This is a genomic window from Actinopolyspora lacussalsi, assembly GCA_030803735.1.
GTDB classification, from domain to species: Bacteria; Actinomycetota; Actinomycetes; order Mycobacteriales; family Pseudonocardiaceae; genus Actinopolyspora; species Actinopolyspora lacussalsi.
Genome location: JAURUC010000001.1, coordinates 3041184 through 3053895 on the forward strand (window position 1 = coordinate 3041184; position 12712 = coordinate 3053895).

Here is a 12712-nt window from a genome sequence, read left to right on the forward strand (position 1 = left end):
GCGAGAATGGGAATGATGAACGCAGCAGAGAATGTCTTCTTCCCGGACTCTGACGAGAACTCACCTTCGACGGTTGATTTCACCGCACGGATAGCCGCGGACGGCATGTGGCCGGTACAGAGCGGCAGATACAGGCTGGTTGTCAGCCGGGCCTGCCCGTTCTCCGGCAGAGCTCTGGTGACGCGCCGTCTGATGGGGCTGGAACACGCGTTGTCGCTGGCGGTCACCGATCCGATCCAGGACGACCGAAGCTGGCACTTCGGCCTCGACCCCGCCGGACGGGACCCGGTACTCGGCATCGAGTTCCTCGCCGAGGCCTACCGGGCAGCTGACCCCGACTACGACGGCGGAGTAAGCGTGCCCGCGATCGTGGACATCACCAGCGGCAAGCTGGCCACCAACGACCACACCCGGATCACGCTCGATCTGGCCACCGAGTGGGGGGAGTACCAGCGTCCCGGTGCTCCCGACCTGTATCCCGAGGAACGGCGGGACGAGATCGACGAGATCAACGACCTGTTGGCCGACGACCTGAACTACGGCGTTTACACCTGCGGCCTCGCCGAAACCCAGCAGCAGTACTCCGCGGCCTTCCGTAAGCTGTTCGACCGACTCGACTGGCTCGAACAGCGCCTGACCGGTCAGCGCTATCTGGTGGGCGAGACGATCACCGAATCCGATATCCGCTTGTTCACCAGCCTCGTGCGGTTCGACTCCGTCTACCACGGACACTTCCGATGCAACCGGAACAAGCTCACCGAGATGCCCGCACTGTGGGCCTACGCCCGGGACCTGTTCCAGACTCCGGGGTTCGGCGACACGGTGCACTTCTCCGATATCAAGCGGCACTATCACCTGGTGCTGCCCCACCTCGACGAGAACCGGATCATCCCGGAGGGGCCGGATCTGTCGGGCTGGTGGCGACCGCACGGCAGGCAGGAGCTCGGGGGGCGGCCGTTCGGAGACGGCACACCCCCCGGTCCCGCTCCGGACGATGAGCGCTGGACGGATCCGCTCAGCGCAGGTGCGACTGGAGCAGCTCGCTGACCCGGAAAGCCAGTTCGACGGACTGCCCGGCGTTGAGCCTGGGATCGCACGCCGTCTCGTAGCGAGTTCCCAGGTCAACGTCGAGCACCTTCTCGAGGCCACCGAGGCATTCGGTGACGTGCTCGCCGGTGAGTTCCAGGTGCAGCCCGCCGGGCCGCACCCCTTCCTGCCCCGCGACGGTGAAGAACCCATCGATCTCGGCGAGAATGTCGGCGAGCCGACGGGTCTTGTACCCGCTGTTCGAGCGGAACGTGTTGCCGTGCATGGGATCGCACGCCCACACCACCGGATGTTCGGTCTCGCGTACCGCGCGCAGCAGTGGCGGCAGCAGATCGTGGACCTGCTCGGCCCCCATCCGGGAGATGAGCACCAGTCTGCCCGCGACATAGCCGGGATCGAGCCGGTCGCACAGCTCCTGCAACTGTTCGGGATCGGTCGACGGACCGATCTTGACCCCGACCGGGTTGGCCACACCGGAGAGGAACTCGACGTGCGCGCCGTCGAGCTGACGCGTTCGGTCTCCCGCCCACACCATGTGCGCACTGGTGTCGAACCAGCGACCGGTCTCGGGGTCGTATCGGGTCAGCGCCTGTTCGAAGTCCAGCAGCAACGCCTCGTGGGACGTGTAGAGCTCGTTCGATGCCGCGCCTTCACTCATCCCGAAGGCGGACATGAACCGCAGCGCCCGATTGACGTCCTCGGAGATCTCGGCATGGCTTCGTCCGCCGGTGCGACGGACGAAGTCCTCGTTGTCGGTGTGCAACCGGTGCAGCTCGGTGCCGCTTTCCCGAACGAGCCCGTGCAGCACGTTCAGCGTCGCCGACGCGCTGTGGTACGCCTTCATCAGGCGCTCCGGAGCCGGCGTCCTCGCGGGCAGCGAGGGTTCCGGGCAGTTGACGATGTCGCCTCGATAGACCGGCAACTCCACGCCGTCGACCGTCTCCACGGGACTGCTGCGCGGTTTGGCGTACTGCCCCGCGATCCTGCCGACGGTGACTGTCGGCAGACCGGAACCGTAGGTCATGAGCACGGCCATCCGAAGGATGGTCCGCACCTTCCCGCGCACCTCCGCCTCGGCACAGGAGTCGAAGCGTTCCGCGCAGTCGCCCGCCTGCAGCAGGAACGCCCTGCCCTCGGCCACTCCCGCCAGCCGCCGCTGTAGCCGTTGGATCTCGCCGGGCGGGACCAGCGGAGGTAACAGCGAGATCCGCTCAGCGACCTCGGCCAGCCTTTCCTGGTCCGGCCAATCGGGCTGCTGTTGGACCGGACGCCCGCGCCAGGAGTCCAGGTCCCACCAGCTCGGTGCATGGTGCACGGCGTCGGGGAACGTGGTGAGCGCGGCGGAGTTCTCCGGCCGCTCCTGAGTGAGCACGTCGTTCATCCGCATGCTGTCAACAACTCCTTCACCAAGCCGACGGGGTCGCGCCCCGCCTCGATTTCCGCCACGATCGCGCTGCCGACGACTGCCGCGTCGGCGTGGCCGCGCAGTTGTTCGAGATGCCGCGGAGTCGAGATGCCGAACCCGGCGGCTACCGGCAACGAGGTGTGTCGGTTGGCCAGCGCCAACACGTCCCCGACTCCGGTGGGCATCGTGTCGCGGTTACCCGTGATGCCGGTGAGCGTCACCGCGTAGACGAAGCCACGCGAGGCGTCGCAGATCGCCGCGGCACGTTCCTCCGAACTGGTGGGCGCGACGAGGAACACCGGATCCAGCTCGGCGGCAGTCAACTCCCCGGCCACGGCCGCGGATTCCTCGACCGCCAGATCGGGCAGAATCACGCCGGACACCCCGGCCTGCGCGGCGTCGCGCGCGAACTCGCGCACCCCGTAGGCCAGCACGGGGTTGAGGTAGGTCATCAACACCACCGGCGCGGCGTGTTCCGCGGCGATCTCGGCGGCCACCTCCAGGCACCCCTCGGTGGTCGTCCCGGCGTCGAGGGCCCGTTGCCCCGCGTGCTGAATGACCGGCCCGTCGGCCAGCGGATCGCTGTAGGGCATTCCCAGTTCGACGACCGCCGCGCCGGAACCCGCGAGTCTGCGTCCGACCTCGACGGTGGTGTTCCTGTCGGGATGACCCGCCATCAAGTACGGCACCAGTGCGAGTCCGCCGTCGGACCTGCGCAGCCGGGTGCTCAGCACCGAACCAGGCTTTGTCGTCGTCATCACGCACCTCCCGGCACGGCCGCCGGCTCGTCGGCGGGCACCTCTGTTTCGGCAACGGTGTGCAGGTCCTTGTCCCCGCGACCGGAGAAGCACACCAGGATATGGCCGCCACGGCCGAGAGCTCGGGCCCGCACTCCCGCGTGGTGCAGCACGTGCGAGGTTTCGAGCGCCGGGATGATGCCCTCGGAGCTCGTGCACAACCGGAAGGCGGCCAGGGCGTCGGTGTCCTCGACGGGGAGATAGCTGGCTCGGCCGGTATCGGAGAGCATCGCGTGTTCCGGCCCGACTCCCGGGTAGTCCAGTCCGGCGGCGACCGAGTGCGTCCGCCGAATCTGACCCGCCGCGTCCTGCAGCAGCAGGCTGTAGCTGCCGTGCAGCACTCCCGGTGTGCCTCCGGCTGCACCCGCCGCGTGCTCTCCCGAGACCAGACCGCGTCCGCCCGCCTCGACACCGACGAGTTCGACACCGGGGTCGTCGCGGAAAGCGGTGAACATACCGATGGAGTTGGATCCACCACCGACGCAGGCCATGACGACGTCCGGTAGTGTCCCGAACTCGCTCAGGTACTGCTCACGTGCCTCGTCCCCGATGACTCGCTGCAGGTCTCGCACCATCTCGGGATACGGAGCGGGTCCGACCGCGGAACCGATGACGTAGTGCGTGTCGCGCACGTGGGTCACCCAGTCCCGGATCGCCTCGGAGGTGGCGTCCTTCAACGTGGCTGTGCCGGACTCCACCGCGCGCACTTCGGCACCGAGCATGCGCATGCGCCGTACGTTGACCTCCTGACGCCGCATGTCCTCGACACCCATGTAGACCACGCAGGCCAGCCCGAACCGCGCGCACACGGTTGCGGTGGCCACACCGTGCTGTCCCGCGCCCGTCTCGGCGATGATGCGCTGCTTCCCCATCCGAACGGCCAGAATCACCTGTCCCAGTGCGTTGTTGAGCTTGTGCGCACCGGTGTGGCACAGGTCCTCCCGCTTGAAGTGGATCGTGGCGCCACCGTGGTGCTCGGACAGTCGCTGCGCCTCGTACAGTGGGGTGGGCCGCCCGACGAACTTCCGCTGGTGGCCGCGGAGCTCGGTGAGGAATTCCGGATCGTGCCGTAGCGTCCGCCACGCGGTCGCCAGCTCGTCCAACGCGACCATGAGCGTCTCCGGTACGTAGCGTCCGCCGAAGCGTCCGAATCCGCCGTCGTTCATACCTGGCTCAACTCCTCGATCTTCCCCTCGGGGCGGCTCGACCGCATCAGCGATTCGCCGACCAGAGCGGCGTCGGCGCCGGCGCGGCGCAACCTGCGCGCGTCGGTCACCGAACGCAGGCCGCTTTCGCCGACCAGCACGCGGTCGTGACCGATCCGCGCGCGCAACCGCTCCGTGCGGGTCATGTCGATGCCGAAGGTGTGCAGGTCGCGGTGATTGACACCGATGACCCGGGCGTCCACTTCCAAGGCGGTGTCGACCTCGTCCTCGTCGTGGACTTCCACGAGAGCTTCCATGCCGAGTTCCCTCACGCACTTCAGCAGGGCTGCCATCCGCTCGGTGGACAGCACGGAGGCGATGAGCAGCACGGCATCGGCCCCCAGCGCACGTGCCTCGACCACCTGGTACTCGTCGGTGACGAAGTCCTTGCGCAGCAACGGCAGCGATGTTTCGGGGCGGATGAGGCGCAGGTGTTCGGGGCTACCTCCGAATCCCTCCTCGTGGGTGAGCACGGAGATCGCCGAGGCTCGCGAGCGGTCGTAGACCCGAGCCAGCTCCCCCGGCCGGTAGCTGTCTGTCAGAGAGCCCTTCGAGGGGCTGCGCCGTTTCATCTCGGCGATCAAGCTCAGTCCGGGACGGCTCAGCGCGGCCGACAGATCTCGAGCGGGCTCCGCCCTGTCGGCGCCGCGGGTGAGGTCGGTCAGGGGACGGACCGTCCGGCGTCGATCGGTCTGCCGCCGGGAGGCGGCTACGAGGGCGGTCAGCATGGTCCTGGACGGCCCGCTGGTCGCAGTAGTCATACCGTGTTCCTCATCGGTTGTGGTTGTTCGCGGGAAACCTCGGTCCAGCGGGCGAGCAGTGCGCTCGCGGCGCCACTGTCGATCGCCCGCGAGGCCAGCGCCGTCCCTTCGTGCCAGTCCTCGGCGCGTCCGGCCGCGCGCAGCCCGGCGGCCGCGTTGAGCAGCACCACGTCCCTGGCCGGCCCCGGATCGCCTGCCAGGACGCGGCGAATGATCTCGGCGTTGAGCCTGCGGTCCCCTCCGGCGAGCCGGGAGGCGTGCGCCGGGGCCAGCCCGAGCTCGGTGGGGCTGAGCCGGTACTCGTTACAGCTGCCTTCCCGGATCTCGACCACCCGCGACGGGGCACCGAGGCTGAGCTCGTCCATGCCGTCCTCGGCGTGAAAGACCATCACCCGGCGCACGCCCAGCCGTGCCAGCACCTCGGCCATCGGCCTTACCAGGTCAGGCCGGGGCACGCCCAGCGTCTGATACCTGGCCCCCGCCGGGTTGCACAGGGGACCGAGCAGGTTGAACACCGTCGGCACGCCCAGCTCCCGGCGTATCGAGCTGACTCGCCTGAAAGTCGGGTGAAACACCGGCGCGAACAAGAAGGTGATGCCGATCTCACGCAGGCAGTGCGCGGCGGCCGGCGGCTCGGAGTCGATACGGACGCCGAGTTCCTCCAGCACGTCGGCGCTGCCGCAGTTCGAGGACACACTGCGGTTGCCGTGCTTGGCGACGGGCACTTCGCAGGCGGCGACGACCAGAGCCGTGGCGGTGGAGATGTTGAAGGTGTTGTGGCCGTCCCCGCCGGTACCGCAGACGTCCAGGACGTCACCCTCGAAAGGCACCGGCAGGGCGAGGGAACGCGCGGTGGTGGCCATGCCGACGATCTCGTCGACGGTCTCGCCACGTGCGGCCATCGCCATCGCCAGCCCGGCGATCCGCGCCGGTGACTGCTCACCTCGCATGATCGAGCCGAACGCCGACTCCGCTTCGTTCTCGGTGAGCGAATGGCCCCGGCAGACGGTTCTCAGTTGATCACGCATGGTTCGGCTCCAGGAAGTTCGCCATGAGTTGCTTGCCCTCGACGCTGAGTACGGACTCGGGGTGGAATTGCATGCCGAAGGTCGGGTGCTCGCGGTGGCGCAGCCCCATAACCACGCCCTCCGAGCTCCAAGCGTTGACCACCAGATCCTCCGGTATCGAGGCGGGATCAACGACCAGTGAGTGATAGCGGGTGGACGACAGCGGATTGGGCAGCGCGGCGAAGACTCCGCTGCCGTCGTGCTCGATCTTCGAGGTCTTGCCGTGGACCGGATCGCCGCGCACCACCTCGGCGCCGAAAGCGGCACCGATGCTCTGGTGCCCCAGGCACACGCCAAGGATCGGTATCCGACCACTGAGCTGCCGAATCGCCGGGACCGATATCCCCGCCCGCTCCGGAGAGCACGGCCCCGGCGAGATCACCAACCGGTCGTGTCCGAGAAGCGCCGGCACTGTCGTCTCATCGTTGCGGTACACGACCGGTTCCGCACCGAGCTCGGCGAGGTAGTGCACGAGGTTGTAGGTGAACGAGTCGTAGTTGTCCAGGACGGCCACCAGCGTTCGACGGGCGCTCGGGCTCATGACATCGCCTCCGCTCGCCGGACCGCGGCGAACAGCGCACGGGCCTTGTGCAGGGTCTCCTGGTACTCGGCGGTGGGGTCGGAATCGACGACGACACCGGCACCGGCCTGCACGTGCACCATGCCGTCGGCGACGACCAGGGTGCGCAACGCGATGGCCAGGTCGGCGTTGCCGCCGTGGCTGAAACAGCCGATAGCTCCGCCGTAGACACCTCGGCGCTGTCGCTCCAACTCGGAGATGATCTCCATGGCCCGGATCTTCGGAGCGCCGCTGAGGGTTCCGGCGGGAAACGTCGCCCGCAGCGCATCGAGTGCGTCCGCGTCCGAGGTCAGCCTGCCGGACACCGTGGACGACAGGTGCATCACGTGCGAGAAGCGCTCGACCTCCATGAGCCTGTCCACCCGCACCGATCCGGTCTGGCTAACTCGACCGAGGTCATTGCGTCCCAGGTCGACGAGCATCACGTGCTCGGCCTTCTCCTTCTCGTCGTCCAGCAGCTCGTTCTCCAACACGAGATCGTCCTTCGCGTCGGGATCCCGTCGTCGGGTGCCAGCCAGCGGACGGGTCTGCACCCTTCCGCCCTCGTTCTTGACCAGCAACTCGGGTGAGGCGCCGATGATGTGCCGACCGTTTCCGAGGCTGACGTGGTACAGGTACGGCGAGGGGTTGGTGGCGCGCAACTGCCGGTAGACATCGATCGGGTCGGCGCGCAGCGGTTTGGAGAACCGCTGCGAGAGCACGATCTGGAAAGCATCACCTGCCGCGATGTACTCACGAGCCCGGCGCACTCGTCGTTCGTACTCCTCGCGACTGAAGTTGGAGCGCCATTCGTCGAGGTCCGCCGGATCGGAGTCGGGGTCGGTGGTGGGGACTGGTCCGTCCTCCGGCCCGGGGAGCACGGTGGTGCGCAGGCCGGACTGCATCAGGTCGATGCGCCGCACCGCCTCGGTGTAACTCTCCTGGTTCGGCCGGTGCAGTGTGACCAGGAGCAGTTTGCGGGTCGCGTGGTCGACGACCACCAAATCGTCGGTGAGCAGGAACGCCGACTCCGGCAGGTTCGGCGCGGGCTCCTCGGCTACGGGCAGGTTCTCGAAGTGCCGTGCGGTCTCGTAACCGAGGTAGCCCACGACGCCACCGTGGAACGGGGGAAGTCCCGGAACCGGTGCGATCGATCGATCGATCAGCTCCCACACCGTCGTCAACGGGTCCTCGGAGTCGATCTCCAGCAACTTCGGCCGGTATCCGATGTAGGAGTACCGTCCGCTCTCGCCGGAGGTCGGCACGCCCTCCAGCAAGAACCCCGGTTCGTCCGAACCGCAGAGCTGCGCGAACAGCGTCACCGGAGTTACCGTGTCCGCGAGGAACTCCCGGTGCAGCGGGATGACCGGGTAATCCACTGCCAGCGCCGCCGCTTCGGCGGGCCCCGGCACACATTCGGGGTCGCGTGTCTGTATCGCCGTGTCTTCCAAATAACGTGTCATGGTCGTCTCTCTCGTCGGTGTCCGGCTCGATGTGGTGCGCGGGAACGACTTCCGCCGACCGCGGTGGACTCACGGATCCGTGACGACGCAGCGCGTTCCGTCCGCCGGGGCCATGAACAGGCCCTGCTGCTCGGCATTCGGCACCCCGGAACTCCTGGTCATCCGCACCGAGGACAGCACCAGCGCGAGAATGACCCGCATCTCCTCCTTCGCGTAGTTCCTGCCGACGCACGTTCGGGAACCGCCTCCGAAGGAACCGAGTTCGTAGGGGTCGATACGGGTGTTCAGGAAGCGTCGCGGCAGGAACGTCTCCGGCTGGTCGAACACCTCGTCACTGCGTTGGAGGAGATAAGCGCAGTGGACCAGGATCGTGCCCGGTTGAATCGTGTGGCCGTCGATCTCCAGTTCCGCGTTGACCATCCGCACCCCGTTCAGCGCCGACACGGGATGCAGTCGCAGGGTTTCCAGAATGGTCGCCTCGGTGCACTTCAGCTCGGCGAAGTCGTCCCGTCGGAGGGGGCGTCGCCGGAAACGATCGTCGAGTTCTCCGAGCAGCTGCTCGTGCACGGCCGGATGCGCCAGCACTTCGGCGAACACCCAGGACAGCGTGTTGGCCGTGGTCGCGAAGCCGGTGTAGAGCAGACTGAAGACCTCGTCCCGCACGACCTCGTCGGTCAGCGACTCGTCACCGTCGGCAGCGTGCCGCAGCAGCGTGGCGAGCATGTCGTCGTCACCGGCGCGGTCGGACTTCGCCAGATGTCCGTCGAGGCGGTCGGCGACGAGATTCTTGATCGCACGCTCGGCCGTGGCGGCTCCCTCCGGCCCCAGCTCGGCGTTTTCGGTTCCCGGCAGCAGTGCCGCGAGTTCGCGGCGGTCGTCCTCGCGAAAATTGCCGCACACGATCTCGACGATGATTTCCGAGGTGATGCGCTGAAGTCGGGGGAACAACGCGATCTCCTCACCCCTGGGCCACTCGGCCACACAACGGTCCACCACCTCGGCGACCAAGCCGACATAGTCACGCCTGCTCGTCAACGCCGGGATGATCTGGCCGCGTCTGCGCCGGTGCGACCTACCGTCGATGTAGCCGACGGAGGCTTCGTCGGTGCCGAAGAACACCTGGTTGGCCGCGGCACCGCTGGCGACGCCCTCGTCCACTCCGTACATGGTTCTGAGCTGGTGCGGCCGGGAGAGAAAGACCCACTTGCCGTTGTTGTCGACCTCGGTGAGCCCCTCGTTGCCCAGCGCACCGAGCTCCAGGGTGAAGATGGTTCCGTATTCGTCCCGCATCCGCCGGACGTAGCCGAACGGGTCCCGCTGGAACAGTTCGCTCTGCTGCTCGGTCGGCAGGGTCGGCCCCGGGGGCGCTCCCGTCGTGAGTTCAGTGGATGTCATGGCTGAGTGCCTCCTGTGTCATTTCCTTGAGGGAGCCTCGGACGTCTTCGAGAAGCTGGTCGACGATGAGCGGCCCGGTCCGGTGGTGCATCACGCACGCCCGGATCACCAGGCCCTCGCGGGGAAGCCGCGTGGTGGTCACGTAGACGTTCGCCCGCGCGCGGATGAGCTTGCACAGCTGTTCGGTACGTTCGGCCGATTCCTCGGGGGTGGCTGCCCGCACTCGGAAGTTGATCACCGGCAGATGCGTCCGTTCCCTGGCCACGACCTCCAGTTCCTCGAAGGTCGCCAGGCAGGCCGACAGCCGCTCGGCCAGGTCCAACTTCTGGTCCAGGGTGTCGGCGAAGGCGTCGATGCCGTGCATCTTGATCGGCAACCAGGCCGTCAGACCGCGCACTTCCCGGGTCAGTTCCGGTCCGTAGTTGCAGAAGTCGACGTACTCCGGGTCGTCGGTGAGTTCGGGGATGTAGCTGGCTCCGGGAACCTCGAACGCGGCCCGCAGGTTCGTCCGGTCCCGAACGAGCAGCGCGGAGGTGCCGTGCGGCAGGAACAGCGACTTGTGCGCGTCCACCGCGATGGAGTCCGATTCCTCGATTCCGGCCAGCAGCTTCCCGCCTCGTTCGGTGATGCCGAAGAAACCACCGAAGCAAGCATCGGTGTGCAGCCAGACGCCCTGTTGCCGGCAGAACTCGCTGATCCTTCGCAGATCGTCGACGGCTCCGGTGTTCGTGGTTCCCGCGGTGGCCACGACCAGTGTCGGGATCAGTCCCCGCCCACGGTCCTGCTCGACCCGATCGCGCAGCTGATCGACGTCCATCGTGTAGTCGTCGTCGGTCCCGATCGTCCGAACCCGGCAGGGGTCGACTCCGGCCAGCTTGGCGGCCTTCTCCACGGAGAAGTGGCCTTGGTCGGACACGTAGACGGTGGCGAGCCGCCCCCCGGTGTCCCCGCTGTTGTCCACCGCGCACCGAACGCCCATGAAGTTGGCGATCGAACCGCCCGTGGTCAAATAACCGAACGATCCCTCGCCGTAGCCGAGCATCGTGCAGAACCAGCGGATCACGTTGGACTCGATCTGGGTGAATCCCGGCGTCGCCGCCCAGACTCCGACGAACCTGTTCAGTATTCGGGCGATGAACTCACCGACAGCGGCCTGGAACAGACCTCCGGAGGGCACGTGCGAGAGCATCCCCGGATGCGGGTGCACCATGCCGTTGGTGATCACCCGCTCGAAGATGTCCGACAGCAGGGAGTCGAGGTCCGATCCGACCCGGGGGATGTCGTCCTCGCGTAGCAGGGCGCTGGCCCGTCGCCCCTCGTCGTAGTCGGCGGGCTCGGAGTCCTGCAGGTAAGATGCCGGATATCCGCCACCCGACATCCTGTCCTGGTAGTCCATGATGCGGTCGGTGACCGCGTCGAGCATCTCCCGCATCTGGTCGCGGGCGAGTTCGAGTTCCGATCCGGACGGAGTCGACAGCAGTGATGCCAAGCCGTCGAAGTGGTCGACAGCGGTGTAGGACTCGATGATGCGATCCGCCTCGGTGGCCATGTCGAAGCGACCGCACAGCTCGTCCAGCGCCGCGGACTGCTGCTGGTGCCGCTCGACTACCTCGTCGTAGGGGATCTCGGTGAACGCGACCATGTGGTAGAGCGGGATGAACTTGTCGGGAGCGTTCTGGTGCAGTTCCCGTTCCAACCGCTTCCTGGTGTGGTAGGCGGAGTCCCCCGTCCGGGAGGTCAGCTCCTGGAGGTTGAGCAGGGACAGTTCCGCGATCGCGTCACCCGGCCCCTTACGGGTTTCCGTGAATTCGGAGACGGACCGCTGGATCGCACCATCTCCGGAGAACGTCGCCAAGTTGTGGTCCAGAATAGCCAGAAACTGGCGGACGTCCTCGAAACTGCAGTTGATCCCCTGGCCGTAGAACGGAACCATCGTGTGCGACGAATCGCCGATGAGAACCGTCCGGCCGAAGTGGTAGGGATGCACCTTGACCGTTTTCAACGACGCCGGCGGCGCCGCGAAGAAATCGGTGGTCAGCTTCGGCAGGAGATGGGTGATGTCGGGGAAGTGCCGCTCGAACAGCGCGGTCACGTCTTCGGGGGTGCGCAGTCCGTGGAAGTCCTGCTCCTCGGGGGCGTCGCGCCGCAGGGGCATGAACAGACTGGTGGTGTAGCTGTTGTCGACGTTGGGCTGGGCCAGCAGCATGAACTCGCCCCGTGGCCAGACGTGCAGGCCGTGTTCCTGACTGGCGGGCTGTCGCCGGTCGCGCAGGGCCTCCATCAACGCGTGTCGACCGTTGACGTCCGGAGGCATCTCCAGCTCGATGAACCCGTGGTCGATGTAGTCCTGCGACAGCTGCATCCGCGCACCCCTGCGGCTCATCTCGTGCCGGACGATGCTGTTCGCGCCGTCACAGCCGATGACGATGTCCGCCTCGGAGTGATGTACCTCCGTGCCGTCCACGGCGAAGTGCGCCCGCGCCGCCACCGGATTCACTCGGACGCAGGTGTAGTCGAAGAATAATCGGGCTCCCACCCGGTCGGCCTCGTCCAGCAAGGTACGATGCAGCATTCCCCGAGGTATGGATAGCAGGTTGTGTTCCGCCGAGGGCCCGTACGGCTGGTAGGAAAGACTTCCGTCGGTGTGGTGGATCACCCGCTGCGGCAACGGCACACCGTTGGCGTACAGCAGGTCGGTGACCCGCTCGTCCAACGAATCCAGTCCGCGCTGGGTCAGCGTCAGGTTGAAGGAGTGCCCCTTGCCCGGGGGGAGTAGCCGGATGTCGGAACCCTTGTCATAGAGCTCGACCTCGATGCCCCGGGAGCGAAGAGCGATGGCGACCAGACATCCGACCGGTCCCGCTCCCACGATGATCGCTTTCATCGAACGATTGGTCTCCGTCATTTTCCCCTCGTTTCCGGAAACGCGGTGAGAAGGATCACCTTCTCCACGACGACGCTTCAGAGGGCATCGACCCAGCTTTCGCGTCTGCCGGGAAATCTATGGAGAAAA

10 protein-coding genes are annotated in these 12712 nt (G+C 66.9%); 1 reads left to right on the forward strand and 9 read right to left on the reverse strand.

Features of this window, described 5'->3' with window-relative positions; translation table 11 throughout:
- Nucleotides 1-15: 15 nt before the first annotated feature.
- Nucleotides 16-1047, forward strand: coding sequence for a glutathione S-transferase C-terminal domain-containing protein (locus J2S53_RS13515; protein WP_456241251.1), 1032 nt, complete (start codon nt 16-18; stop codon nt 1045-1047).
- Here the strand turns inward: J2S53_RS13515 and J2S53_RS13520 are convergent.
- From J2S53_RS13520 to J2S53_RS13560, 9 genes are all read right to left on the reverse strand, one after another.
- The gene (locus J2S53_RS13520; RefSeq protein WP_456241252.1) at nt 1016-2434 is read right to left on the reverse strand and encodes a class II 3-deoxy-7-phosphoheptulonate synthase; all 1419 of its coding nucleotides are present in this window, start codon (nt 2432-2434) and stop codon (nt 1016-1018) included. The two genes, J2S53_RS13515 and J2S53_RS13520, sit on opposite strands and share 32 nt — an antisense overlap.
- Nucleotides 2425-3210: a tryptophan synthase subunit alpha gene (gene trpA / locus J2S53_RS13525; RefSeq protein WP_456241253.1), complete on the reverse strand. Its 786-nt coding sequence runs from the start codon at nt 3208-3210 to the stop codon at nt 2425-2427. The genes J2S53_RS13520 and trpA overlap by 10 nt, the downstream gene beginning before the upstream one ends.
- The gene (trpB, locus tag J2S53_RS13530; RefSeq protein WP_456241254.1) at nt 3210-4415 is read right to left on the reverse strand and encodes a tryptophan synthase subunit beta; all 1206 of its coding nucleotides are present in this window, start codon (nt 4413-4415) and stop codon (nt 3210-3212) included. Before trpB ends, trpA begins: the two co-directional genes overlap by 1 nt.
- Complete coding sequence (gene trpC, locus J2S53_RS13535) at nt 4412-5215, reverse strand: indole-3-glycerol phosphate synthase TrpC (RefSeq protein ID WP_456241255.1); 804 nt, start codon at nt 5213-5215, stop codon at nt 4412-4414. The genes trpB and trpC overlap by 4 nt, the downstream gene beginning before the upstream one ends.
- A complete protein-coding gene (trpD, locus tag J2S53_RS13540; protein WP_456241256.1) occupies nt 5212-6243 on the reverse strand; it encodes an anthranilate phosphoribosyltransferase in 1032 nt (343 codons plus the stop codon). The genes trpC and trpD overlap by 4 nt, the downstream gene beginning before the upstream one ends.
- Nucleotides 6236-6823, reverse strand: a complete 588-nt coding sequence (locus tag J2S53_RS13545; RefSeq protein ID WP_456241257.1) for an anthranilate synthase component II — start codon at nt 6821-6823, stop codon at nt 6236-6238. Before J2S53_RS13545 ends, trpD begins: the two co-directional genes overlap by 8 nt.
- Entirely contained in the window at nt 6820-8304 is a 1485-nt protein-coding gene (locus tag J2S53_RS13550) for an anthranilate synthase component I family protein (RefSeq protein ID WP_456241258.1), read from the reverse strand. The genes J2S53_RS13545 and J2S53_RS13550 overlap by 4 nt, the downstream gene beginning before the upstream one ends.
- Nucleotides 8305-8373: 69 nt before the next feature.
- On the reverse strand, nt 8374-9699 hold the full coding sequence (locus J2S53_RS13555; protein ID WP_456241259.1) for a cytochrome P450: 1326 nt from the start codon (nt 9697-9699) through the stop codon (nt 8374-8376).
- Nucleotides 9686-12604: an aminotransferase class V-fold PLP-dependent enzyme gene (locus J2S53_RS13560; RefSeq protein ID WP_456241260.1), complete on the reverse strand. Its 2919-nt coding sequence runs from the start codon at nt 12602-12604 to the stop codon at nt 9686-9688. The genes J2S53_RS13555 and J2S53_RS13560 overlap by 14 nt, the downstream gene beginning before the upstream one ends.
- Between the last annotated feature and the right edge of the window lie 108 nt (nt 12605-12712).